Below are 22,933 nucleotides of genomic sequence, written 5' to 3'. Positions count from 1 at the left end.
CCCCTTAGAATTCAACATAAAACGGCTGCTGCGCATTCAAACAGTGCTCAATCCGTTCTCTGAAATTCAAATGGGTCACCATTTCAAGCGCCTCGTCAATCGGAAAGAAGCCTACCTCCAGGCTCTCCGAAGAAGTCGTCGGCTCCCCTCCAACAGGCTTTGCAAGAAACAGCGTATTGCAAATCGACCGTTTCACATTCTGAAATACCCCGCAAAATGCTACGATCTCAACATCAATACCTGATTCCTCTTTCGTCTCCCTGATCGCCGCGTCCTTCAACGACTCTCCTTCTTCAACCTGACCTCCAGGCATTTCCCAGCCTCGTCTTGGTCCTTTGATTAATAGAATTTCCTGTTGATCATTGATGACAATCGTCGCAGCTGAAACGATATGTTTTGGTGGTGTGTATGTTTGGTGTGTCATAATACTTCCCCCTTCATATAAAAAGGAGCTTATCTTCCTAGATAAACCCCCACTGTTTTTATCCGTGATTCATGTACCAAATGAGTAATGGCCCTAATCCAAAACCTACTATTACACTCACAACACTTAAAACCATAAAAAACATTCCGTACCTTTTCTCCCCGTAGTCCCTTTTCAGGACAAGACCAACGCAAAAGACGATGACACCTGCCAGGATGGATGGAGAGATGACAGCAAGCAGGATGGAAATCCAACCGGCGAAGATCAGAATGTTGTTGCTCTTTTTTTCTTCCATAGAATCCCCCTTTTTTTAAATAGGCTGAGCGTTTTCAGCAGTCGTGAAAAATGCCTTTTTCACATAGATCGTATAGATCAAGACAACCACTGAAAAAACAACATTCCCTATAAATGGCTGTTGGGGTTGATTCGTTGCTAAAATGGAACTGATCAGACCAAATAGAGCAGAGTAAGATACTAATAACCAGAAACCCCATTTTTTCAATTTCATGTATCCATAAACCATCAACAAAGAAAAGAATGCCAGGATGATTCTCATCATCCGTTCAGGCAGGATGGATACTCCAAACCGTTCTGAAATGCTGATGGCATCTGCACCACCTTGGTAAAAAATAGCTGTGAATAATAAAACGATGCTACCGAAAATATAAAAATAGCCTATGATTGATACACCAAGCGGCCTTTTCATGCCTTCTTTCACCTCAATGTTTTATAGTACAACGCACTACTACCAATTATGTCAAAATAACCCATTATACTCAATCACTAATTCTATTAAAAGAAGCTCCCCCTTCTAAGATAAGCTTCTCTTTGATATAGACTACAATCCCTTTTCCACCCAAAACCCCTCATCCGAATTCCTCACCACCACATCAAAAAGCTCACTCTTCGTATGCATAAACACTTCATATTGAATTCTCCGCTCGTCATGGGTTTTCCGTAAATAGTCTACATCCATTCCTCTTTCGTTTACGTCTCGGATGCCCCTTCTCATGAGCTCCGTCTCGCCATCTGTGTAGAAGTAAATCTTCAGATCATATAACTCCGGTTGGCTGAACGCAACCGACATCCCTTCTACAATCGTCAGGTTGTTTTCAGAAGAGATAAGCCGACTCGGTTCATAGGGGACGTCCAGGGTGTAGAAATCCATTCCGTCCCTCACCATCTTGACGTCCCGGTCGAGGGCGAATAGATGGTGAGCGTCAGGATGACATGCGGTCATTTTAGATTGATGTTTTTCATTCATATACTCATATTCAATGACGGAATGCTTTCTGACTGCAGAACTCACGATATAAGGATCGGTATTGATATAGTTGGCTTCTCCAATCAGCGTCAACAAATTCTTCGCAAACGTTGTTTTACCTGAAGCGCCGTGACCTGAAATGCCGATCACCATTCTTCCTTTTTGTTTCGTCAATCGATCGGCTATGATATGTAAGATGTTCTCCATGGATTTACTCCTTCTTTCAACTATTCATTGTCTTGCTGATATTTCACTTGAAACCCGCCAGTCTCACAAATTCCTCACTATCCTTCACACACAACTCCATCCCTTTTTCCCAAAAGGCTTCGTTCGTAATGTCTTCCCCTAAATGCTTCATGACAAGGTCTTCTGCCGACATACGTCCCGAATCACGCAGGAGGTCCATGTACCGCTCCTCAAAGCCTTCCCCTATTTCCTTCGCCCGGGCGAAGAGGTGGAGAGCCAGCAAATATCCAAAGGTGTACGGAAAGTTATAGAAAGGAGAATCTGTTCTATAAAAATGTGGCGTCCATATCCACGAATGAACCGGGACTTCATCAAGGGCACCAGCATATCCCTCTTCTAAGGCAGACTCCATCAGTTCATTCAGACGAGCAGCCGGGATGAATCCTTTCCTCCGTTCTTCGTGCACATTCTTCTCAAAGATGAATCTGGCCTGCAAATTCATGAAGTTCATGACGCTTCTCTTTAATTTCTCATCCAGGAGGAACAGCTTTTCTTCGTCGGTCTCCGCTTTGTCCATGGCGGCTTCCAGGATGACCATCTCCGCGAAGGTCGACGCTGTTTCTGCCATGCTCATGGGATAGGACTTGTTCATGCCGTTTACCGATTTCATCGCATGGTTATGAAAGGCATGACCTAGTTCATGCACCAGGGTCAACACGCCTTTAAATGTGCCGGGGAACGTCATGAACACCCTCGATTCCCCCGTCAAAGGGAATCCAGCACAAATGGCCACGGCAGACTTTCCAGGACGATTTTCCGCTTCGACCCAGCCTTCCCGGAATGCCGTCTCCGCAAATTGACCCATTTCAGGACCGAAGGCACGAAATCGCTCCTCGATGAGCGAAGCGGCTTCTCCGTATTCCATTCCTTGATGATCATGATTCATCGGGGACCAGAAATGATACGACTTCATTTTCGTATCGCCATTTAGGCGGGCTTTCACGTTCAGATACTCGGCAAATGGCTCTTTATACTTCTCCATGACCGAAAGCATCGCATTCAGCGTTTTCGGCTTGAGCCGATTTTGAGTGAGTGGGATTTGCAGGACATCCTCGACGCCCATGCTCTTATACATATTCAACCTGAATCCTGTCAGATGATTGAGGATCTGTGCGAACTGCCCTTCAAGCTCAGTCCACTTTTCTACAAGTGCCTCATGAGATTCCTTTCTGACTGACTCATCCGCATGGGATCGAAGGTTGATGGCCTGGCCGACGGAAAGTTCCTCTCCTTTTACCCTGACTCTAATGCTGCTCATGAAAGATTGATAGAATTGTCCCCACGCATGGTAGCCGTCTGTCATGAGGTCCAATACTTCCCTTGATGGCTCCCGCTCGGCCTCTGTCCTCCATTCTTCGAGCACGAACTGATACTCCTTTAAGTTCTTGGAATCAAGCATGCTCTTCCACTCTTCTTCTCCAATGCGTGCTAATTTCCTTTTCAATTCACTGATTATCGATTCATATGTAGATTGAAGGGTTGTGGTTTCCCCTCTATAAAACTGTGCCCCCTGGTCTGTTGGGTTCACCGAAAGAAGGCAGATTGAAAAGGATCTTGCCTGTGAAATCGACACCTTTATGACCCTTAGCCTTTCAAGAACATCAGGTAGTTGCTCCGGCCCCGGCGTCACCTTTTGCATAAGCTCTTCCAATTCAGAGATGTTGTCTTCTGTCCATTTCATATGTTCCTGTAGTTCAGGTGATGCACTTCCACCTCCAAAAATGCTATCAAGATTCCATACCGGATTATATTCTTTTATCATCGTAAGCTCCCCCTATTCTCTTCCGAACAAAACATACGTTCTTATTTTATCCCAACTTGAACTTTTTTCCAACTTTTATTTGTCCTAAAATTCCAAATAAACTATAATTTGTTCATACTACTGAATCGGAGGATCACACATATGTCACACATTACTTTAGCAGAATATCACCCATCATTTGAACGCAAACTTAGCGACTTTCACCTGCCGGAGGATCAGCTGCAGTTCACGAGTATGCCACTCGATAAAATCCATAACCCTTCCATCTCGAAAGACACTAGCCATATTGTCATCCTGCATAATGAAGAGCCCGTCGGTTACTTCGCATTGGAAAAAGGAGAAAAGCTTCATAAATACTCTTCTAATCCAAAAGCCAGACTACTAACCTCGTTCTCTATCGATGCAAGACATCAGGGACAAGGTATCGCCAAGAGCGGACTTAACCAATTACCAAGCTTCATCAAGGAACACCTGCCCGACACGGACGAAGTAGTCCTTGGCGTGAACAAACGAAATCAAGCTGCCATCAGCCTCTATCTCAAGACAGGTTTCACAGATGAAGATGAAATCTACGAGGGACCTAAAGGACCTCAGCATATTCTCCATCTGATGATATAAAAAAACAGGAATGCCCGTTATCTGGGCATTCCTGTTTCATTATCCTGTGCAGATCATCACCCGGTTTCCATCGGGATCCCCAATGACGAAGAAGGAAAAATCATCAAACCTTGTAATCTCAGAGACGATCTCATAATTCAGCTGTTCTACATATGAATAGGCTTCCTCAATGTTTTCAGTGTGAAAATTGAAGAGTGGATGGTTATGACCAGTCTCTTTTTTTACTCCCTCAGGTCCTGCATCCAAGGTCAATCCCGTAAAATGATTGATCGCCAGGTTGTATACAGGATCCTGCACCTCTTCCAGGTCGTAGGGCTGCCCCAATAAATCCGAATACCACCGGACGGATTCCTTCAAGTTACTGACATGGACAAATACAGTATTGATTTGATTCAAGATTGGACTTTTCATTGATTCCGCTCTCCTTTCATCATCAATATGAAATGCTCTTAGACGAATGACTTTGAACTCCTCGAACACCCAGAGAATAGAAGTTCTTCTCCGTACATAATCTCCATCCAAAAGAGTCAGAACACCGTTTGACATCATGGTTAATGAGTCACTATTAGTACAATTAAAGACAGGCAAACTCACGCCCTTTCACCCACTCCAAACAACGATGGAAAATAAATCCAATCTATACTTTCATGGTAATATAAAGCTCACCGATAAGACAACCCCATCGTTACCAGATCGTAACCGAAAATATCCTTTGTATGATCAAGAAGGAATTCTTCTACTATGACTTGAAATAGTTAAAGATACAATCTAAGGAGATGAGACAATGAACGTCCAACATGTGCTTGACCAATACAGTAGCAGCATCCAAGAAAGGGACATCGAGAGATTCCTCTCAATCTATGATTCCGAAGTCCATATCTATGACTGCTGGGGACAATGGGAGAGTAAAGGAATTGCTGCATGGCAAGAGAATGTGACCGAATGGTTCATCGGATTGAAGGCTGATGAAGAAATCCTGGAAGTCGATTTTCAGGATGTCATGATCGAGGAAACTTCTGATCTCGCCTTTGCCCACTGTGCCGTGACATTCGCTGCACATAAAGAATCGGATGGGGAAAAACTCCGCCAGATCACCAACCGTTTTACCTTTTGCATGAAAAAGGTGGAGGATACATGGCTGATCGTCCACGAGCATTCTTCATTGCCGATCAATATGCAGGATGGCAAAGGGATGTTCGGATTAAGATAAGAATCGGATGGAACTTAGCTCACAATAGAACGAGCTAAGTTCCATTGTTGTTCTAGAGGGTACCAGAATGGGAGGATCATATGCATATTCAACAGATTGACAGTTCAAAGATTCCGCACTATGCGACCATCTCTATTGCATACGAAGTGACCACCATACTTCAAGTAAGCCCCGTTAACGACGGGCTTGAGGGACTTCGGTTGGTCGAAAAACCGTGTGCATCCTATGTAAAGGACTATGATCTCTTACCGGACTGTCATCCACTGACTTGGACAGAACAGTTTGATTTAGACGGATGGGGATTGTTCTTAGCGTTAGAAAACGGTATGTATGTTGGCGGGGCTGCAGTGGCTCCAGAAATGGATGGGTTCAAGAAAGGTGCCGCAACCTTATGGGACTTACGTGTTCAGCCCGAAACGAGGGGGAAGGGAATTGGCGGGAAACTGCTTGAAACGGTGATCCTTTGGTCCAAGGAACGGGAATACACCACACTAATGGTTGAAACCCAAAACGTAAATACACCTGCATGTAAATTTTACTCTGAAAAGGGATTTGTACTAGAAACGATTGATCAGCATGGATATGGTGATTCTTTGGTAGAGAATGAAGCGAAATTGATCTGGACTTTGAAGATCTAATCGGGTCATCTCCCGTTATAGTTCTCCTGCATGTAAGAGAATGAGAATGAATGGCAGAAGCGATATCCCTACTACTGAAGGCAGACAAATGAACATGATTCTTTTTAGCGGAATATCCCAAATGAAGCGTAAAGCTGCCCCTAAGAAGAAAACAACCCAAAAGAGACCAACCAACGTACCGATCGGCTCTGATATACCCCAATGTGATTGGATAAAGGAGCCTTGATTCACATCAAATGAAGTGAAGTTCACCCCTAACATGAGGAACATCAAGAGTCCCATTCCCAGCGAGGCATAGCCATACGATTTCTTTTTCATTCCTTTACACCCCTTTCTTCTATTCGACTTCCCTTAACCATCTCAATACTACCGGAATTCTGTTTCCATACTCCCCAAGCTCCTGGATCGTTTCAATGACTTGCATGGTCCCCAACCGTTGCTCTTCTTCATCCGTACATTCCATCCTCAATGACCGCTTTAGGTTGTACTCTAGCCACAGCAATTTTCCAGAGAAGCCTTTCGCCAACACAACCTCCCAGTTCGCCTTTAGACCTCCGAGTTTCCTTTGGTACCCACTGATAAACGCTGAAAATTTGTCTTGATCAGACGTTCCGGACCAGTATAGGGCTGTCTCCACCAGATCGTGCATCGGATGGATGTAGCCCGCCGACTCCCAATCAATCAGGATCGGTTTCCCCTTTAGCCACATCACATTCTTCGGATCTAAATCCCGATGGCTGATCACCGAGTCGGATCCAAGCCTTGCCTCAGCTTTCCGGGCCCTAGCATCCCACTCTTCCAGATTCTCGATACTGCCCTTGAAAACCTCCAACCACTCTTCTTTCACATCCTGGCCTTTTTGAAGATAATAATGCCAATCAATCGAGGAACGTACCTCCTCCTCTTCTTTTTCTAAGTCGAGCCCTTGGAAATCTGCACGATGAATATCTGCCAGAATTGCCCCCATCACTTCACAATGACTCATGCTGATTTCACCAGCCTTTATACTTCTGCCTTCTACCCAATCAAACACAAGAAACCACTGATCATCCACTTTCAGAACGGCATCACCGTTGTACGTTACAGCGGGAAGTGCCGGTACATTTTCAGATGCCATATGGGCGATTTGCTCTGAACGGGTGTAGTTACCTAGGGCATCCGGTCTCTTCATGATCGAAGGATTCAATGCTTTTATAGCATATTTTCCTCTCGTCGTTTCCACAGCGTACATTGTATGTAAGAGACCACCCGACACTTTTTTCGGATCAGTAATCCAATCGCCGAGTTGAGTGATGTGGCATAATTCTATTAAAGTGTGCTGTCGATTATCCTTACCTTCGCTCACTATTGACACCCACCCTTTGAACGATTCTTTGGGATGCTCAATACAATCCAATCCTCGTCCTTTATTTGCTTCCCAATATACAGTATCTGGCCAACATGATAACTCACATGGGCCACTTCTATTTGGATCGCACTCATCACACTTAGCGGCTTACCTCTTAATGTTACAATCTTTTGCAAATCTTCTTCTCCAAGAAAGTTAATCGTTTTGAACAGCAACTCCCAGCCATCATTCCATTCCTGCAAGAGGACGTCTTTCGTTTTGAATTGATGGATAAATTCCAAATCTCGATCACGAAAGTCCTTTTCACCATCACTATGTAAAAAATCGATCCAACGCGAATGCATATTCCCACTTAGGTGTTGCATGATGATGGCTACGCTATTTGATTCCCGACCTGGTGTCCAATGTAAATCTTCCTCAGACAATTGGGCTATGGCTTGTTCTGCGCGTATTTTAAAATGATGGAATTGCTGTTGAATTGTTGTAAGGTATTCTTGACCTATAGTACTCACTAATAACCCTCCTTTTGCTCTGCCATAGAACAAAAACTTAAAACTACAACCTAAAGCCATAAGCCTTAAAATGAATGATATGCAGAAAAAATAAGCGGATCCGTCTATCATACCCAGCCCATATTACAGTCTCTTCATTAACTCAATATCTGCAAAGCTATCTTCTCCATACACAGGATCGCCATAAATTCCATTAACCTTATCAATCCCAAGCTTTGTCCAGAACCTTAGTGCTCCCCAGTTCTTCAACGCAACATTTGCCCGCACTTCCTTAAAATTGTGCTGCTTCACGATATCCAACAATTCCTTCACCACTTCCCGTCCCAACCCTTTTTTGTGATAGTCAGGGTCGATGGTAAAATAATTGATGTAAAAGGATTCCGGAGCAGGGTAACCGTGATAGGTGAATAGCAGCCCGACTAATTCATCGGATTCCTTTATCCTGACCACTTGAATCTTAAAATGTTCTTTTGTTCCTCCAGGCGGCAGATCACCTTCCAGAAAACAGCGTTTGATGTATTCCTCATCCAGGTTGCTCCCGTCCCATTGATGGATGTAGCTTCCCTTTTCATAGATAGATTGGGCATCATCTATTTCTTCTTGCCGAATGTCCTGTATTGAAAGCCTTTCTGTCTCCCATGTATTCGGAATTATTTTCATACGTATTCAACTCCACTATCCATTGTACCTCTCCTTCTTTCTAATACATTACATCTCTTTCACTTCGATCATCTATCACTCTATTCTTTCCGTTCATATTCTTTTCCAATGACCGTCTTTTGATCCTTATCAATATACACAACTAGTCTACCTAAAGACTCATCTTCAGTACCATTAAAGGCAACTTTATAAATAGACCGCCCAATCCATTTCTCACCTATATGTTTGCCAAGACCTTTACCAACCGTAACTTCCTCCACATCAGAATCCTTGGGGCTGACCGGGATTTTGGTCTTCTCCTCCTGACTTAAATGGTTAAAGGCAACCATCTCAATTGATAACTGTCGGTAGCATCCGCTCATAAGAACAAAGAAAGTATATATCAATATGAACCGGGACGATTTCAATCTTCCTCACCACTTCCTTCTAAAGGCTCAGGATATCGTTTATTTATCTATCTTCAAGTTTGGAATCAACCTCCACACCAGTCGGTTTTTTTTGAAAAGGAGTTTCATATTCTTTAAACGTCAAAGTCACACCGGATAGATTTATTACAATAATGGCCCATCCTTATCCGTTACGGTCACAAACCATGGCAGTATGATCATATATCCCAACATCATCACCATAAACAAAGGCATGTATCCAAGCATGAATGAAAGAATAAAGAGAAGGGGTATCAGTATGGTCATGCCCACCAGCCACTTTTGGGAACGGTTTGTGAAATAAAGTCTTTTATGGCAGGCTGGGCACTGAGTGTCAGGTCTTTTGATGATAAACAGTTTCTTAAAAATTAAAAACCATGACAACTTCGCATCACAATATACACACCGCGCCACCTATTGTTCCCCCTTCACTCTTCCTTTTGATTCTGTTTTTCCAAAAGCTCTATGATTCTATCCAACTTCTTATTCATCTCATCAGAAGCATGATGACTGCTTTTACTATTTACCACGATCTTTCTAATGAAGAGAGTGAAGGATAGTGCTCCCACCAGCAATAATAATAGAATAACGATTAAATAGAGTACATCACCTATATACATTGGCATCTCACCGACTTATCTTTATTTTTTAATCAAACACAGTGTCCTTTTGAGGATCCCTCAAGAATTCAAACATCATCTTAATCTGCGATTCTGTATTTCGTCCAACCGACAGCTCCGGCAAATGCTCTTCCTCAAAGAATCCGATTCCCTTCGTTTCAACACCACTTTTGGCTTCCCCACCCGTTATTCTGCATTGAATGAATATTTTGTAGTAGTGGTATGCCTGAGGGGGATGTGGATGCTTATTCAGATCAAGCAGTGCGAGTAATTTGACCGGGGTCACATCATATCCCGACTCTTCTCTTATTTCCTTGACGATGTTTTCACCCGGAGACAGACCAATGTCACAGAAGCCTCCTGGCAGAGCCCATTTGTCATCGATTTTCTCTTTAACCATCAGAATTTTATCATCCTTGAACACGACACCCCTCACATCGACTTTCGGTGTCTGATAGCCCTTTTCGTTCGTGAATAAATCCTGGATCTTCTTCATCTCGAGACCCGTATATTCCTGCATGATCTCTGTACTGATCGCCCTTAATTCTTCATATCTCTCAATATCGTAAACGCTCTTTGAAAAGGCCAACCCCGATTGAGACAGAGCCTGAATCCGCTTCGCACATTCCAGCCATTTATCACTCATCGCTCTGCACTCCCTTCATATTCCGATTTGCACAATCGGTAATGATGGTACTTTTCTTGATCAATCGTCACTTGCACCTGATAGGTGAATCCACATTTTCCAATGACTTTCATAGACGAAGCATTGTCGATGAGAGCTACCGCGTTCAGGATTTCAACCGTTGTTTGAGTAAACAAATAATGGATCAATCCCAAAGAGGCTTTCGTTGCATAGCCCTTCCCTTGATGTTCACCCGAAATGGCATACATGATTTCCCGATTCGGTTCAGGCAGTTCTTCTTTTATTCCTGTACAGCACCAGCCGATGAACTCATCTTTACCTTTGAGAAAAACCCCCATCTTCAAAAAATGATTCTCTATATCCCCTGTTTTCGCAGCAGACTGAAGGAATGCTTTATTCGCTGGCATTTCGTAATGGGTTACCCAGTCGAGTCTTTGTTCTAGTGTTGATTTCCAGTCAGGCAGGTAATGAGCTATTTCAGGTTCGTTGGAGATCCTGTGAATATGTATGGCATCGGCCTTTGAGAACTCCTGTAGATAAATATCTCCACAATCGATTCTGAAAAGGTCGCTGATTTCTATATAATGAGTAGAATTGGGATATCGATTGCCTTTTACAAACCCAAATGAAGTGTAGAAATGATCCGCCTGCTTGGTATCGGTATTAAGCACCAGAACGTGGAAAAAACGACTAGCATCATTGATAATTTGGTTTAATAGAAGTGTCCCTAACCCTTCATTTCTGCATTCTCTTTTCACATAAAACCTTCGTACTCTGCCAGCTTCAGCCGTATCGGGATCGATCGTAAGTCCACCCACCGATACCAACTCATTCTTTTCATTATAAATACCGTATAAAGCTTCCCCTTGTTTGTTAAAACGATTGGTTCCTTCTTGATAATCGTTTATGAGTCTTTCTACAAAACGAAAACCCTCTTCCTTGCTTTCTTTCACTAGCGTATTTAAGTCGTGCTCAAATAGATTGGTTATGTTAGCTATCCTGTATTTTTTCATATGCTCTCCATAAGATTTCAATTGTTTTATTAAAAATGTGATGACCAGCTCATTTTAATAAATGATTAGCCTTTGAATTCTATGTCATCAACCGTATCCTTATTTCGACAAACGATCCACCCAACGTACTAAATCCCCGATCATATCCTGTGTAATTTGATGATTCACACCTTTATACACACGGAAATCTACATTCCTACTATTCGCTCTTACATAACGAGCATAATCTCTTTGTCCATCGATTGGCATGATGTCATCACTGTCCCCATGCATGAGAAGAACCGGGGAAAAACCAGATTCCCTTGCAACCGGATCGTACTTCATTAATCGGTTTTTCAGTTCGTCAGGAGTTTGCTCCCGTTGATCTCTTTCTCTGAACAGCTTCTCTGACAAAACAAATGAGCCAGATCCGTTTATATTGATCAGCCCCCCTGCCATTGGTTCACGGGCAAAAATTCCGTTCGCAATACAGCCGCCCATGGAACTTCCCAGCAGGATCACATTCTCTTTGGTCATTCCTAAGGTCGCCATAAAATCAGGAAATTCATCAATCGTCGCCATGATCGTTTCCCAAAAATAAGTCTGTACCGTTTCTTGGTCAAAGTGGTTTGCCAACGGCTGTCTCGTATCGTGATGGACGATTTCTGGAATGATCACATGAAACCCTTCCCCCGCGAGCTCCGCTGCCAGGTCCCTGTATCCGAGAGCACTTCCTCCCCATCCGTGGTAAATGAGGATGACTTTATTGGATTCGTTTTGGTTCATTGGATCAACCGAATAATAGCTGAATCCATTGATGGTGTTTTTTTGCATTACTTTTTTCTCCCTATCTTCACCGACAATGTCGCCTCTTCTTTAAATACTCCCGATTCACTCAGTTCGAGCATCGCCTCTCTCACTTCGCGCTCAAATAATGGTACATTCGTACCAAGGAAACGCTTCGAACCATATGAAGTTGAGTAAAGGTTCCCCAGTAGCGACTCTATTGTCCAGGTGATTTCATACGTAGGCAGTGTGTGGGATTCCAGGTGGAATTTAGATTGTGAAATGATGTCTTCGTGACTGGCGACAGGGTGTGTATAGGTAGAGTTCCCGGCTTTCCGTTCATTTCCGTACCATTTTTCAACCACATCCTTAAATCTTTCTTGCCAAGGAGTTAGTAACTTATCAGGTTCATAATTGTCAATGATCGCTACCCCTCCACCTGGAGAAATGATTTCATATAATTCATCCAACACCTCCCGCCTGTCCATCCAGTGAAACGCTTTGGCAATCATCACGAGATGATATTGATCCGTGTGTTTATATTCTTCTAACCTTCCATTGAACCATTGAATCTGACCGATCCTTATTTCATCATGGAGACGTTTCGCTTCTTCTATCATTTCCGGTTCAAGATCGATCCCGACGATCTCCTTACACCAATCTGAAAAACGTATGGTCAGATGTCCTGTCCCGCAACCGAGATCCAGGAGGTGCTGCTCTCCATTTAAAGAGAATGTTTCAACCAGGAATCTGATTAACGCAGAAGGATAGATGGGTCTATTTTTTGAATAATAGGTTGCCGCTCCCTTAAATAATTCCGATCCATACATGTTCATATGTTTCCTCCAGAAAAAAGTTATGTATATCCAATACCAATTATTTCAAATAAAGAGTGTGATCACAATGATTATTTCAAGGAACACTGTTGGCGTTAGCCCTTTAAAAATAAAAAGCCCATCCACTGATGAACTAAAGTGAATAGGCTTTGATTGTTGTTCTTTCCGTTATGGTAATACGAGTATGCCGTCTGACACAGGGCGTTCACCCGTGGCGTCTGATGGTTGGTTCACCAGTCGGTCATGAACCACCATCGCGGAAGAACCTCCGCCATCAAGATTCATTCCTTTAACCGCCCCCAGAGATTGTAGGATTTGAGCACTTTCATAGAAGCTGACACCAATGCTCTGTTCAGGGTTACGGCCCTCTACAGTGACCAACAGAATATTCCCGTTATCTTTTACACCTGCAAAAGATCTCGGATGACGATATTGTGCAAAATGATAATAGAAGTCATGACTCCATGCAAATCCTTCTTCTTTTGCCTGGATGTCGATCTTTCCATCTTCAAGTAGTTGAGGTGCCCCGCCGATGATATCTAAATCAGTTGAAGCCTTAACCTGCTTCCCATCGGCTAATACGTTTCTAGCGATTGACAACGTCTCTCCTTCTGAGACATTCTGCTTCAACCAATCTGCCTGAGCACCTGTTGCTGAAAGCACGCTTCCATTCTCAGGGATAGCATGTCCACGCTCAGTGTATGAATCCACCACTTTCCCCTTGTCATCCAGCACGACTTCAAAGCCGTCTCCTTTGGGAGTTGCATCACCGAAGTAGGAGTTATATTCGATGATTTCATCTGGATCCGTACAGGTCACATCATGCTTTGGCTGATTGGTTTCCATGTCCTCGATTCCTCCGCAGCTGCGGATCTGTCCAGGTTTCCGGTTAATCCCATCCATCATTGAGCTCTCGCCACTTTCGGTTTCGACTTTCAATGAAGTGGAGGTATTGGCAATCTCTGCTTCGTTACTAGTTAGAAGAAGACTTGTACGATCTCCAACTGCCTCGCTTACCAATTGGCCATTCACGACCGAAATCCCCGCCGGATCACCAGGAATTCCATCCTCGGATCCTACGACGAAGTAGCCTCCATTCAAGCCGGCTAACGCTTCACTCCGACCCGACATGGATGACACGGTTTCGCGACCTGTAATTGAATCATTTGCTAATGTATTGGTCAGCTCACCCTGAAATTCATGAGGATCAATTTCAAGAACATCGATTTTCCATGGGCCCGTTGATTTCGTTGTTCCATCATATTCCGAATAAGTGGCTTTAGCCTTCTCAAAGCCTTGAGTTTTCAGCTGATCAGCCACATCATTCGCTGAATTTTCTTCTTTGAATTCCCCGGTACGAACCACATATCCAATGGTTTTGTCCTGGACATCTGTGTTTTGCGAGTATTGATTCTCTACTTTATGAAGCTTTGCTTTGTATCCTACTTTCTTCAGATCTTGGATAAGAGTATCGGCTTCTTCCTTTGTATCAAAGAACGCGACATCTACCGTAAAATACGATTTGTCTGAAACGTACCCTCTATTAATATCTGTATATGTCACTCCTTTAGCTAATTGCTGTGTGTTTCGCGTTTCAGGTAAATGGTTCTTACCGATTGAAAGCTCCTGAGAATTCGCAGCCTCGGCATCCTGTCCCTGCCAACCCACTGTCAGAATAGTAGAAAGGGATAACGCAGATACAATGGCCGTTTTTAAGAAAGAACGGTGCATAATGTAAAACCTCCAAACAAATTTTTAATGCACCTTCATAGTAGAGGCAAATTGAAAATAGAACGTTACAGTAGTATAAAGAGTTGGTGAATTTCCATGAGATTTTATTTACTTTATCGTACGGGGTTGGATAAAATGCTCACCCCTACAGCCAAATCTAAAAAAAGGTTAAACATTTACATATTAGCTATCCAAGAATGTATCGATGATCTTATCACACACATCATGATGGGTAGTCCCGTCAAAGTTAAGCAAAACCACTATTCCCAAGTCGAGTTCAGGTACCATGGTCATAAGGGATCTGACAGCCATTTGACCGCCTCCATGTTCGACAATCCGAAGACCTCTATACGTGTCCGTAAACCATGCAAGCCCATAACTTCTCACTTCACTCCCAAACCGCCATTCTTCACTGACAAGATGAACAGGTTGTTGCATTTCTTCAATTAAATCTGTCCGTAAGACATCCGACTCTTTCGAAAGATGAAACGCTACATACCTCCCTAAATCATTGGCTGTAGAGTATAAATAACCTATCGGAGCAGATAGAGCATTTTTTGGAAATGGCGTTTCGACCTTCTCCTCACCTAAGTAATACCTGGCACTGTTTGCATCTTCTTCAACATTCTTTGAGTCACTCGTTGTCCGATACATATGTAAGGGAGAAAGAATTTTATCTTCAAGATGTGATTCCCACTCTTCCCCTGTAACCTTTTCGAATAAATCTGCCAGAATCACATACGCATCGGTGCAATAATTCCACCCCTGCCCTACTGGATGCTCCAACTCCACCTTTTGGAACCACCTCGTTACATCCTCTCTCGTTTTCACACTATCAATCTCTTCTTCTGTAAGATCATAGTGGTCTAATGCTTCTTGAAATTCAGTAGGTGTATCCGAAAATATGTCTCTCACATTCGGGGCTGTCATATTAGCAATCCCCAATTCTGAAGGAAAGCCCGCCGTATGGGATAAAAGATGGCGTATCGTGATCCTATCGCTTTGTTGTTTATTCTTCGTTCTGAAGTATGACAGATATTGAACAACGGGATCATCCAATGAAACCAAGTTCTCTTCTACAAGCTGCATGATGGAAAGGGCCATGAAATTCTTTGAAATACTTTGGATACTCATCTTAGTATCTCCATCCATCGGTTGGTTCATAGGTTGAACCTGTGAGTAGCCAAACCCTCTGGAGTAGATGATGTCAGAGCCTTTTACGATTGCAACGCTTAATCCGGTTCCGTTTTGATCAGCTAGTTTATGATTAATATATCTTGTTATATAATCTAGTTTTTCATTTAGTTGATTCATATTTGTCTCCTTTATTACTCAATGGTCACGAATCAGATTCCATCCTATGAAAATACTTTTTCTGTCTTTACTAGAATAAAAATGATTCAAACTCAATCTTATTATGTATAAGAGAAAGGAGAGACAACCGCCTTCGGGAGCGATTGCCTCCAATACTTAAATATATTTCTCCGTCTCCCTTAAGTATCTTTCAATTGCTTCCTCCAACGGCCTTATTGATTTTCCCCAGAAGTTCGTCCCTAACTCTTCCTGCAGGAACCCGACACTCAGCTCTTCCATGGATTGGTTCCCTGATGAGGTAAGAAGCTGATCGTATCGTTCAGGGAAGGTTTCTTTGTCCTCCTGGTAGAGAGAATAAACACCGTTACTGAACAAGTAGCCAATCGTGTATGGCAGGTTGTAGAAGGCTTTCTCTGTATTAAAGAAGTGAGGTATGCTCATCCAATTATGGGTATTCACTTCTTCCAGAGAATCCTTGAACCAGACCCTTTCTGTTGCTTCCATTAGTCGAACGATTTCGGATGCTGAAAGCTTTCCATCTAAGCGCTGTTCGTAAAAAGCCGCTTCGAACTCAAACTTGGCCGGAATGAATGTCGTGTATTTCAACCCATTCGTGATTTTCATTTCTAAAAGAGATAGTCGGTCTTCTTCTGTTTCCGCCAGATCTATGGCCGCATCGAGGACGAGATTTTCAGCGAACGTTGACGCCGTTTCAGCCAGGCCTGTACCCACTTTATGTGAAAAACCAGGCTGATCATGAAGGAGCGAATTATGGTAGGCATGTCCCAGTTCATGGGCAATGGTGACAACATCATTGTAGTTACCGGTGAAAGAGAGCATCACTCTGCTTTCCTTCGCATTGGGGAACGAAGCACAAAATGCGCCATGACGCTTATGCTCTGCGGGATTAGCATCGATCCACCCCTCTTCGAATGCGTTCTTTGCAAACTCTCCAAGTTTCTCACTAAAGCGAGTGAACTGCCCGATCACGATGTCTGCCGCTTCTTCATACGTCAAAGTCGTCTTGGACGTGAAGGTTGGAGCGTAAAGGTCATACCAGCTCAACTTATCAACTCCGATCAGTTTAGCTTTACGTTTCATTAATTGATCCAACAAAGACTTGTGTGAGTGGAGCGTATCCATCATGCTTGTGACCGATGTTTCAGATATCCGGTTTTGCTCGAACATCTCCTTCAGCGGATTCTTCCATCCTCTCAACCGGTACAGCTCATTTCGGAAACCGGCAAAATGGTTAAAGATTGATGCGAACCTGTCTTCATTTTCACGGCATACTTTTGCAAGGGATGCTGCGATCTCTTGTCGCTTACTTCTGTCATTTGACAGCATTCCGAGAATATAGGCTTTATCAAAAGAGATATCTTCCGTGACCTCATCATTCTTCACCGGCACTGTGAGGCGAGCATATTCCTGTCCGTATTGATCCTCCCAACCGCTAAACCCATCGACTGAAAGGGCGTTGATCAACGTTTCCATCTCAGGAGCGAGCTGATCCTTTACCTTTCTCCTTTGTTCCTTCAGAAATCGTTCGCTTCCCGCTAATTCTTTGCTCTCGATGAATGACTGCCACTCATCTTTTGACATCTCGGCAAGACGTTGACTGTATGCAAGGAGTAGCGTATCCATCTTCGCCTTAAGGTGATTAATTCTGGCCATAAGATCCTGGGCTTCCTCGTTCAACACATTTTCAGATGCCAGGCAGAAGATGTATTCATCCATGTGAAACACCTTCGTATATAGGTTCTGCACTCGATCCGTCATCTCTACTGCTTGATCAATGCCTGTCCCAGGTTGCAATAATGCTTGTGTATCCTCGATATGTAGAAGAATTTCATGAATTTGATCCTTTACTGGATTCTGCCCTGGACGGACACCTTCCAGATTCCATTTCATTGTATGTACTTGGTTCATGTTTATCCCCTCCTATGAATCTATTTCTATTGTGAAATAAAATGGAAAATTTTACATCAGGCGGAGGTCGGAGTATTGATTGAATGTTCAATCATTTGAGGACACTCCTTCATAAGCCGTGATTTTCTCAAAGTCGCTCCCTGCTATGATTTCGGCTTCATGCATGCTGGTCCATCTCTCAATTGATGTTTCCGGATGATTCTTTCGATAGCTCTGGACGATTTCATAACCGATTTTGTAGTTGGCCCATTGTGGGATATCTTTAGAAGAGATTCCCTCTCTTAACTTTTCGTAGCTCTTCATATCACTTGAATATCTAAGCTCCGTAATCTCAGCCACTACCTTTTCCCTTTCCTCCGTTGTCATTGGTTCTTGCCAAGGGACTTCAATCTTTGGATAAATGGTATGGGCAAATGCATCTGCCTTCCCTTCCAACACAACCCCACCGAGGATGCCCCTTATCATTCCCCGATTACTTTCTTCTGCGATGAGATGGTTGTATTCATGAGCGACGGTGTACTTCAAAATGTCTTCTTGCACGGAAGGTGAAAGTTGCAACACAATGACATACTCTGATAAGACAAACCCGGAGACACCCCCCATTTGTTCCACTGTAAACGTGTCCTCTGGGTTCGCTGGCAAAATAACATATTTCTTATCCTTACCAGGGAGTTCTTTTGCGGATTTAAGCAATGCTTCTTTAATAATCCGGTTCGTCATATCTTTGTTCTTTTCCAACTCCTTTATGGATTGTCCAAGCTTGTCCACTTCTGAGGACGGTTTAAAAGTATATCGTAAGCTGATTTCCTCCATATTGGACTTCTTTTTAAACGGTTCAAATACCTTTTCAATAAACACGGTCTCATTACTTTTCCCCGTCTGTTCACGTACGGTGTCTATGTAATCTTGCATTTCATCATACATATAAATAATTTCGAATTTCTGTTCTTCTTGTGAAAAAGTGATGTGCGAATCTTCCGGTTCTTTCTTTTTAACTGGCTCATGATTGGAACATCCCATAAACATGAAACAAAATGCTGGTATAAGTAGCACCTTCCCTAAAGTTTTCAAATTCGCACCTCTCCACCCATTTCCATTTGTTACCTACCTATACGTTTTACATTTGGAAATAGTTTCAAATAAATGAGAATAAAAAAAGAACCACCCGATTACAACCAGGAAGTTCTCATCATCCTCACCCGCCCGTATACACACTTGCACAAGTCCCTGCCGCCGGCTCATAGTAACAATGATTCTTGAATTGTCCCGCAAACGGCTGGCCGTACCATGTCGGGGGACACGGTGCATAAGGATTGAAATACCATAGGGAATACTTCGCCGGGTGCTGGGCCCAGTAATCCAGATTCTGTTTAGCTAACTTTTTCTCGACAGATCTTGCTCTGTTATAGAATAAATTCCCTTTTTGAACCGCTTCAAAGGAGTAGTTCCCGCCCTGGACCTGGAAGATGACTTGACGAATGCTTCTTACATCCTTGAAATCCAGACAGTCTGCTTTCGCACGGTTCACGATAACATTGCCAACGTACAACATCCCTTGCTTCCCTTCGCCTTCTGCTTCCGCTCTCATCATCCTCGCCATCAAGGCCACATCAGCATCGGTGTATTTGACTCTTGGCATTTTACTCACCTCAGGATATTTTATGAAAAATGCCGGGTTTCATGTCAGGAATTATTCGATATGGAGAAATGGGATAAGCTTTCGGTGCTTATTTTGACATGATTTTCTCTTTAAATATGATCTCTTTTTCTGACTTATGATCCATCTTGATCAGCCGATCGTAACTAATCGCACTATCGTCCACCGCATAGTCCACTCTTGCCGTTACCACCATACTTCCGGCTTTCCACCTCATATCGAGGCTCGTGGTTATATAATCATTTCTCATGTCATTGCTTTTGTAATAAACGTAGGTATATGACCCTTCTTGAAAAACTCGAAAGCCTGTCAGGTCTGTATTTTCATGAATCTCATTCCGGATTGTCTCAGGTGCTTCTTCAAGAGAAATTTCTTCATCATCCACTTTAAAACCTATAGTCATATAATAAAAGAAACCTAACCCCAGGAAGAAGGTTAAAAGAATGAGTCCTTTTTTCATGATCTTACCTCTCCATCTTTCCGCATGTCATCATCTCTAAAAACGGTCTGCCTCTTCAGCAAGTAAGAACATTCTCTCATTGGAACCAACCGTGATATCTTCAATCGGCCTGGAGTAGGTAATAGATTAAGCCGATGGTGACGATCATCACCGCTATTTTTTTGATCATGGTTACCCCCTCCCGATGAAGAATCAATACCTTTCAAGTTCCTTTAGGAAGATATTCATCCGCTCGTCTATCTGTTCTTTTGTTCCATACCGAATCATTTGCTCCTTGCTTAATGTTTCCTGCTTCAGCAACTGATCATGTTCATGGGTCATGGTGACGAGTTTCAGATACACTTCCACGTTCAGATCATTCCATTTCTGCTTGGAACCGTTCGTATATCCTTCCACGAATCCTTCTGCACTGGCCTTCAATTGCCGGAGCAGGCGATGATAGTGATTCTTTGCGTGCCGTTTTGTGTTGTGCAAGGCGTGAAAAAGCGTCTGATAGTTGAAGACATAATTAGCAGCAAGGGACGTCCCCGTATAAATAATCGGGAACGGATCGATCATTCTGACACCACTTTCCGTAAAAATCATATTCTCCGGTGACGTATCCTGATTGGTCAGGACACGTTTTTCCCGGTCGACGGAACGGGATGAAAACAGTTCTTCACCGGTCCTTCTCACTTTTTCTTTATTAAATATATAGTCACTTTCAAGGAGCGACTCCCATTCTTCCCGGTACTCTCCGGTTTCTTCCCGGATAAACGCACTCAACTCTCCTTCGTACAGCCCTTTGATGTTTCCCTGTTCTCCTACGGTTATGTATCCAATGCCAGGAATGGGAGATTCCAAGTCTTCAAGGGCCAAGAAGAACTCTCCTACTTTTCTTCCATACCGGTTCGATTGCTCCGGGGTTTGTCCAGCTAGCCCGATCGATTTTCCCACATATGATTCGATCGTATAGGTTAGCTCTTCGGAAACATGGTATTCGTAAAATCCAGGACACATGCCTTTTCCGGTCCGATTCGCATGCTGATAGAACGCCTTCGTCCCAGCATAATCAGCCGTCAACTCATTCCGGTTGAAAACGACCTCCTTCTCATAGGCGATCCTTTTCGGAATACGGAGAACGAGCTGCTCCCGTTCAATTAAGTAAGCGTAGTGCCAGGCACCTTCTCCTAATCTAATGATCTCCGATTCGCTTGAGATTTCTTTTAACCCTGAATTTTTCAGGGCTTTGTTAATCAGTTCCCATTCTGTTTGTGCGGTTGTTGTGAGGAATTGCATACTATATAAACTCCTTTTTCTTTACTCCGTACCTTTTTTGCCGACTCCCAGAAATTTCGACAAATAGGATCAATTATTTCTATAATGGATTAATTATTTGAAAGGAAGGGTTAATTAAATGAATATAGGATTAATTCTCTCTAATCCGGATTAATCATTTTCTCATTTGGATTAATTCTTACCGATGGAGAAATTCCCCTGAGATTCCCTGGCTCTCTGCCCTGCTTCTACCGGTTCAGATTGCACCACAGCAAAAATCCCTTACAATCCTCCACCAAACCCATTACTATTCGACTTCACCCGCTCCAATTCCTGAAGCTGTTCCTCTTTGCTCCCCCGTAACGTCCTTCTGCCGAGTGCACCTGCAAGACCGAGGAATAGTATGATTCCGATAAAAAGTCCCATTCTTGTCTCACTCCTGAATAAATTGGAATTTTCTTGATATTATATCATAAAAATTAGAATTCACCCCTAATATAAAAAAAAGTCGAAGGTCCCCCATACAGACCTCCGACTTCCCATGACACATTGCTGCCTAACAACAGCCACCGTCATGAGGGTGTGTCACATATGTCGTTATACAGTATTCAAGGTCAAAGATGATTTCACCCGTGCACGTTCCTGGACCAGGCTGTTTGCACCTTTCTTTACCACAAGCGATATCAAGTGAAATTAATCCTTCGACAAAGACTGGGACGGATGATCCGGGAGTGACGATTGCCACAAGGTCTGAACCGCACCCATCCGTTACACACACTTCCATGGCACAGCCACTGGTGGGATTGCCTGTGTTTTTAACGACTATCAAACCGCTGAATTCCAGGTTCGCCCTGCTGGTAAAATGGTTATAGCTTTGGCAGTCACAAGGTTGAGAAATGGGAGCACAGTGCTTAAAACACTTCATTTCTTCTTTTTTCTTGCAAAGATCCAGTCCTTTGATTTCTTCCGGGCAGTGCTTGGGTAACTCTTCACACTTATCTTCGTACAAGCCCTCGCAGCCGCAGATGATGGTATGTCTTTTACAGTCCCCTGTAGGACATGTATGTTCTTTGCATTTACATTCATGTTTTTCAACATGCGTACATATGCATACTTCATGTTCACACTTTGAGCATTTGCTCCTTTTCTTTACACAATAACAGCATGTGCATTTATGTGATCCTCCATGTTCGCACACGCATTTCTGCTGCACACAACGCGAGCATGTGCACTCTTGTTTCACACAGACGTCGTGGCAGTCCTTATCTTTATGATGGCAGATACATATTTCTCTCTCACAAGTGATACATACACTCTTCTGCTTCACACATACCTCATCGTGACATTTGTTCTCACAATCCCTGAGTTTAACAACACATTTCGATTTCCCCGTATTCTCTACTTTATTAATGAACACTTTCGGATGATCGTCGTTCCACCGGCAGTGATGGCACCGTTTTGACCCTTTGCACCCACAGGATTTCTTTCTAGAAACCATATAAATAGCCTCCTCCCCTATACCCGTGATAAAGATACTATCATGTTATGTATCATGCCTTGAATGGCACAGGCGAATGCCTTAGTGCAAACGTCTATTT

General features: G+C 43.2%; 30 protein-coding genes and 1 pseudogene. 4 read left to right on the top strand and 27 right to left on the bottom strand.

Annotated elements, in window-relative coordinates; translation table 11 throughout:
• Nucleotides 1-4: 4 nt before the first annotated feature.
• The 5 genes from ACIGG7_RS02135 to ACIGG7_RS02115 form a co-directional block, all read right to left on the bottom strand.
• Nucleotides 5-424, bottom strand: coding sequence for an NUDIX hydrolase (locus ACIGG7_RS02135; protein ID WP_397548595.1), 420 nt, complete (start codon nucleotides 422-424; stop codon nucleotides 5-7).
• 58 nt (nucleotides 425-482) lie between these two features.
• Nucleotides 483-719, bottom strand: a complete 237-nt coding sequence (locus ACIGG7_RS02130) for a hypothetical protein (protein WP_397548594.1) — start codon at nucleotides 717-719, stop codon at nucleotides 483-485.
• 15 nt (nucleotides 720-734) lie between these two features.
• Nucleotides 735-1,130, bottom strand: coding sequence for a hypothetical protein (locus ACIGG7_RS02125; RefSeq protein WP_397548593.1), 396 nt, complete (start codon nucleotides 1,128-1,130; stop codon nucleotides 735-737).
• Between the two features lie 132 nt (nucleotides 1,131-1,262).
• Entirely contained in the window at nucleotides 1,263-1,895 is a 633-nt protein-coding gene (locus ACIGG7_RS02120) for a uridine kinase family protein (protein WP_397548592.1), read from the bottom strand.
• A 43-nt stretch (nucleotides 1,896-1,938) separates the two neighbouring features.
• Nucleotides 1,939-3,696, bottom strand: coding sequence for a M3 family oligoendopeptidase (locus ACIGG7_RS02115; RefSeq protein ID WP_397548591.1), 1,758 nt, complete (start codon nucleotides 3,694-3,696; stop codon nucleotides 1,939-1,941).
• A 141-nt stretch (nucleotides 3,697-3,837) separates the two neighbouring features.
• Here ACIGG7_RS02115 and ACIGG7_RS02110 point away from each other — a divergent pair, with 141 nt between their 5' ends.
• Nucleotides 3,838-4,314 (top strand): GNAT family N-acetyltransferase, encoded by a 477-nt coding sequence (locus ACIGG7_RS02110; protein ID WP_397548590.1) that lies wholly within the window; start codon nucleotides 3,838-3,840, stop codon nucleotides 4,312-4,314.
• A 39-nt stretch (nucleotides 4,315-4,353) separates the two neighbouring features.
• Here the strand turns inward: ACIGG7_RS02110 and ACIGG7_RS02105 are convergent, their stop codons facing one another.
• Nucleotides 4,354-4,725 (bottom strand): VOC family protein, encoded by a 372-nt coding sequence (locus ACIGG7_RS02105; protein WP_397548589.1) that lies wholly within the window; start codon nucleotides 4,723-4,725, stop codon nucleotides 4,354-4,356.
• Nucleotides 4,726-5,098: 373 nt separating this feature from the next.
• Between ACIGG7_RS02105 and ACIGG7_RS02100 the strand changes: the two genes are divergently transcribed.
• Nucleotides 5,099-5,524: a YybH family protein gene (locus tag ACIGG7_RS02100; protein ID WP_397548588.1), complete on the top strand. Its 426-nt coding sequence runs from the start codon at nucleotides 5,099-5,101 to the stop codon at nucleotides 5,522-5,524.
• Nucleotides 5,525-5,604: 80 nt separating this feature from the next.
• The gene (locus tag ACIGG7_RS02095; protein ID WP_397548587.1) at nucleotides 5,605-6,162 is read left to right on the top strand and encodes a GNAT family N-acetyltransferase; all 558 of its coding nucleotides are present in this window, start codon (nucleotides 5,605-5,607) and stop codon (nucleotides 6,160-6,162) included.
• Between the two features lie 15 nt (nucleotides 6,163-6,177).
• Here the strand turns inward: ACIGG7_RS02095 and ACIGG7_RS02090 are convergent, their stop codons facing one another.
• The 21 genes and pseudogenes from ACIGG7_RS02090 to ACIGG7_RS01990 all read right to left on the bottom strand — a co-directional run bounded on the left by ACIGG7_RS02090 (nucleotide 6,178) and on the right by ACIGG7_RS01990 (nucleotide 22,344).
• The gene (locus tag ACIGG7_RS02090; protein WP_397548586.1) at nucleotides 6,178-6,480 is read right to left on the bottom strand and encodes a hypothetical protein; all 303 of its coding nucleotides are present in this window, start codon (nucleotides 6,478-6,480) and stop codon (nucleotides 6,178-6,180) included.
• 19 nt (nucleotides 6,481-6,499) lie between these two features.
• Nucleotides 6,500-7,507: a phosphotransferase gene (locus ACIGG7_RS02085; RefSeq protein WP_397548585.1), complete on the bottom strand. Its 1,008-nt coding sequence runs from the start codon at nucleotides 7,505-7,507 to the stop codon at nucleotides 6,500-6,502.
• On the bottom strand, nucleotides 7,507-8,022 hold the full coding sequence (locus tag ACIGG7_RS02080) for a DUF1572 family protein (RefSeq protein ID WP_397548584.1): 516 nt from the start codon (nucleotides 8,020-8,022) through the stop codon (nucleotides 7,507-7,509). The genes ACIGG7_RS02085 and ACIGG7_RS02080 overlap by 1 nt, the downstream gene beginning before the upstream one ends.
• Before the next feature lie 123 nt (nucleotides 8,023-8,145).
• Nucleotides 8,146-8,682, bottom strand: a complete 537-nt coding sequence (locus ACIGG7_RS02075) for a GNAT family N-acetyltransferase (RefSeq protein ID WP_397548583.1) — start codon at nucleotides 8,680-8,682, stop codon at nucleotides 8,146-8,148.
• Nucleotides 8,683-8,762: 80 nt separating this feature from the next.
• Nucleotides 8,763-9,089 carry a hypothetical protein gene (locus ACIGG7_RS02070; protein WP_224942211.1) on the bottom strand — a complete coding sequence of 109 codons (327 nt, stop codon included), beginning with the start codon at nucleotides 9,087-9,089 and terminating at the stop codon, nucleotides 8,763-8,765.
• Nucleotides 9,090-9,233: 144 nt separating this feature from the next.
• Complete coding sequence (locus ACIGG7_RS02065) at nucleotides 9,234-9,521, bottom strand: TIGR04104 family putative zinc finger protein (protein WP_397548582.1); 288 nt, start codon at nucleotides 9,519-9,521, stop codon at nucleotides 9,234-9,236.
• Nucleotides 9,522-9,535: 14 nt separating this feature from the next.
• A complete protein-coding gene (locus ACIGG7_RS02060) occupies nucleotides 9,536-9,727 on the bottom strand; it encodes a DUF4083 domain-containing protein (protein ID WP_397548581.1) in 192 nt (63 codons plus the stop codon).
• Nucleotides 9,728-9,755: 28 nt separating this feature from the next.
• On the bottom strand, nucleotides 9,756-10,373 hold the full coding sequence (locus tag ACIGG7_RS02055; protein ID WP_397548580.1) for an NUDIX hydrolase: 618 nt from the start codon (nucleotides 10,371-10,373) through the stop codon (nucleotides 9,756-9,758).
• Nucleotides 10,370-10,954, bottom strand: a complete 585-nt coding sequence (locus ACIGG7_RS02050; protein ID WP_397549082.1) for a GNAT family N-acetyltransferase — start codon at nucleotides 10,952-10,954, stop codon at nucleotides 10,370-10,372. The genes ACIGG7_RS02055 and ACIGG7_RS02050 overlap by 4 nt, the downstream gene beginning before the upstream one ends.
• 42 nt (nucleotides 10,955-10,996) lie before the next feature.
• Nucleotides 10,997-11,386, bottom strand: a pseudogene (locus ACIGG7_RS02045) (GNAT family N-acetyltransferase); the annotation flags it as partial.
• A gap of 99 nt (nucleotides 11,387-11,485) precedes the next feature.
• Nucleotides 11,486-12,199 carry an alpha/beta fold hydrolase gene (locus ACIGG7_RS02040; RefSeq protein ID WP_397548579.1) on the bottom strand — a complete coding sequence of 238 codons (714 nt, stop codon included), beginning with the start codon at nucleotides 12,197-12,199 and terminating at the stop codon, nucleotides 11,486-11,488.
• Nucleotides 12,199-12,987: a class I SAM-dependent methyltransferase gene (locus ACIGG7_RS02035; RefSeq protein ID WP_397548578.1), complete on the bottom strand. Its 789-nt coding sequence runs from the start codon at nucleotides 12,985-12,987 to the stop codon at nucleotides 12,199-12,201. The genes ACIGG7_RS02040 and ACIGG7_RS02035 overlap by 1 nt, the downstream gene beginning before the upstream one ends.
• Nucleotides 12,988-13,155: 168 nt before the next feature.
• Nucleotides 13,156-14,718 (bottom strand): phosphodiester glycosidase family protein, encoded by a 1,563-nt coding sequence (locus ACIGG7_RS02030; protein ID WP_397548577.1) that lies wholly within the window; start codon nucleotides 14,716-14,718, stop codon nucleotides 13,156-13,158.
• Nucleotides 14,719-14,901: 183 nt separating this feature from the next.
• Nucleotides 14,902-16,032, bottom strand: a complete 1,131-nt coding sequence (locus tag ACIGG7_RS02025) for a serine hydrolase domain-containing protein (protein WP_397548576.1) — start codon at nucleotides 16,030-16,032, stop codon at nucleotides 14,902-14,904.
• 156 nt (nucleotides 16,033-16,188) lie between these two features.
• Nucleotides 16,189-17,961: a M3 family oligoendopeptidase gene (locus ACIGG7_RS02020; protein WP_397548575.1), complete on the bottom strand. Its 1,773-nt coding sequence runs from the start codon at nucleotides 17,959-17,961 to the stop codon at nucleotides 16,189-16,191.
• Nucleotides 17,962-18,048: 87 nt separating this feature from the next.
• On the bottom strand, nucleotides 18,049-19,032 hold the full coding sequence (locus tag ACIGG7_RS02015) for a DUF2268 domain-containing putative Zn-dependent protease (protein ID WP_397548574.1): 984 nt from the start codon (nucleotides 19,030-19,032) through the stop codon (nucleotides 18,049-18,051).
• Between the two features lie 124 nt (nucleotides 19,033-19,156).
• Complete coding sequence (locus ACIGG7_RS02010) at nucleotides 19,157-19,600, bottom strand: cell wall hydrolase (RefSeq protein WP_397548573.1); 444 nt, start codon at nucleotides 19,598-19,600, stop codon at nucleotides 19,157-19,159.
• Between the two features lie 88 nt (nucleotides 19,601-19,688).
• Nucleotides 19,689-20,078 carry a hypothetical protein gene (locus ACIGG7_RS02005; RefSeq protein ID WP_397548572.1) on the bottom strand — a complete coding sequence of 130 codons (390 nt, stop codon included), beginning with the start codon at nucleotides 20,076-20,078 and terminating at the stop codon, nucleotides 19,689-19,691.
• A gap of 192 nt (nucleotides 20,079-20,270) precedes the next feature.
• The gene (locus tag ACIGG7_RS02000) at nucleotides 20,271-21,356 is read right to left on the bottom strand and encodes a hypothetical protein (RefSeq protein WP_397548571.1); all 1,086 of its coding nucleotides are present in this window, start codon (nucleotides 21,354-21,356) and stop codon (nucleotides 20,271-20,273) included.
• Nucleotides 21,357-21,617: 261 nt separating this feature from the next.
• Nucleotides 21,618-21,761: a hypothetical protein gene (locus tag ACIGG7_RS01995; RefSeq protein WP_397548570.1), complete on the bottom strand. Its 144-nt coding sequence runs from the start codon at nucleotides 21,759-21,761 to the stop codon at nucleotides 21,618-21,620.
• Nucleotides 21,762-21,891: 130 nt separating this feature from the next.
• A complete protein-coding gene (locus ACIGG7_RS01990) occupies nucleotides 21,892-22,344 on the bottom strand; it encodes an S-Ena type endospore appendage (protein WP_397548569.1) in 453 nt (150 codons plus the stop codon).
• Between the two features lie 225 nt (nucleotides 22,345-22,569).
• Here ACIGG7_RS01990 and ACIGG7_RS01985 point away from each other — a divergent pair, with 225 nt between their 5' ends.
• On the top strand, nucleotides 22,570-22,797 hold the full coding sequence (locus ACIGG7_RS01985) for a hypothetical protein (protein ID WP_397548568.1): 228 nt from the start codon (nucleotides 22,570-22,572) through the stop codon (nucleotides 22,795-22,797).
• Nucleotides 22,798-22,933 lie beyond the last annotated feature (136 nt).

Origin of the sequence: Rossellomorea sp. NPDC077527 (genome assembly GCF_044542955.1) — a bacterium.
GTDB classification, from domain to species: domain Bacteria; phylum Bacillota; class Bacilli; order Bacillales; family Bacillaceae_B; genus Rossellomorea; species Rossellomorea aquimaris_E.
Note: the sequence above shows the minus strand (reverse complement) of the source record. Positions and strands in the feature narration are given on the sequence as shown.

Bases quoted from the DNA above. Each gene is read 5' to 3' on its own strand.
- ACIGG7_RS02115 (WP_397548591.1), bottom strand. From the start codon at position 3,696: ATGATAAAAGAATATAATCCGGTATGGAATCTTGATAGCATTTTTGGA.
- ACIGG7_RS02125 (WP_397548593.1), bottom strand. From the start codon at position 1,130: ATGAAAAGGCCGCTTGGTGTATCAATCATAGGCTATTTTTATATTTTC.
- ACIGG7_RS02120 (WP_397548592.1), bottom strand. From the start codon at position 1,895: ATGGAGAACATCTTACATATCATAGCCGATCGATTGACGAAACAAAAA.
- ACIGG7_RS02005 (WP_397548572.1), bottom strand. From the start codon at position 20,078: ATGAAAAAAGGACTCATTCTTTTAACCTTCTTCCTGGGGTTAGGTTTC.
- ACIGG7_RS02025 (WP_397548576.1), bottom strand. From the start codon at position 16,032: ATGAATCAACTAAATGAAAAACTAGATTATATAACAAGATATATTAAT.
- ACIGG7_RS02110 (WP_397548590.1), top strand. From the start codon at position 3,838: ATGTCACACATTACTTTAGCAGAATATCACCCATCATTTGAACGCAAA.
- ACIGG7_RS02075 (WP_397548583.1), bottom strand. From the start codon at position 8,682: ATGAAAATAATTCCGAATACATGGGAGACAGAAAGGCTTTCAATACAG.
- ACIGG7_RS02100 (WP_397548588.1), top strand. From the start codon at position 5,099: ATGAACGTCCAACATGTGCTTGACCAATACAGTAGCAGCATCCAAGAA.
- ACIGG7_RS02090 (WP_397548586.1), bottom strand. From the start codon at position 6,480: ATGAAAAAGAAATCGTATGGCTATGCCTCGCTGGGAATGGGACTCTTG.
- ACIGG7_RS02130 (WP_397548594.1), bottom strand. From the start codon at position 719: ATGGAAGAAAAAAAGAGCAACAACATTCTGATCTTCGCCGGTTGGATT.
- ACIGG7_RS02000 (WP_397548571.1), bottom strand. From the start codon at position 21,356: ATGCAATTCCTCACAACAACCGCACAAACAGAATGGGAACTGATTAAC.
- ACIGG7_RS02060 (WP_397548581.1), bottom strand. From the start codon at position 9,727: ATGTATATAGGTGATGTACTCTATTTAATCGTTATTCTATTATTATTG.
- ACIGG7_RS02055 (WP_397548580.1), bottom strand. From the start codon at position 10,373: ATGAGTGATAAATGGCTGGAATGTGCGAAGCGGATTCAGGCTCTGTCT.
- ACIGG7_RS02040 (WP_397548579.1), bottom strand. From the start codon at position 12,199: ATGCAAAAAAACACCATCAATGGATTCAGCTATTATTCGGTTGATCCA.
- ACIGG7_RS02010 (WP_397548573.1), bottom strand. From the start codon at position 19,600: ATGCCAAGAGTCAAATACACCGATGCTGATGTGGCCTTGATGGCGAGG.
- ACIGG7_RS02095 (WP_397548587.1), top strand. From the start codon at position 5,605: ATGCATATTCAACAGATTGACAGTTCAAAGATTCCGCACTATGCGACC.
- ACIGG7_RS02020 (WP_397548575.1), bottom strand. From the start codon at position 17,961: ATGAACCAAGTACATACAATGAAATGGAATCTGGAAGGTGTCCGTCCA.
- ACIGG7_RS02035 (WP_397548578.1), bottom strand. From the start codon at position 12,987: ATGAACATGTATGGATCGGAATTATTTAAGGGAGCGGCAACCTATTAT.
- ACIGG7_RS02105 (WP_397548589.1), bottom strand. From the start codon at position 4,725: ATGAAAAGTCCAATCTTGAATCAAATCAATACTGTATTTGTCCATGTC.
- ACIGG7_RS02135 (WP_397548595.1), bottom strand. From the start codon at position 424: ATGACACACCAAACATACACACCACCAAAACATATCGTTTCAGCTGCG.
- ACIGG7_RS02030 (WP_397548577.1), bottom strand. From the start codon at position 14,718: ATGCACCGTTCTTTCTTAAAAACGGCCATTGTATCTGCGTTATCCCTT.
- ACIGG7_RS01995 (WP_397548570.1), bottom strand. From the start codon at position 21,761: ATGGGACTTTTTATCGGAATCATACTATTCCTCGGTCTTGCAGGTGCA.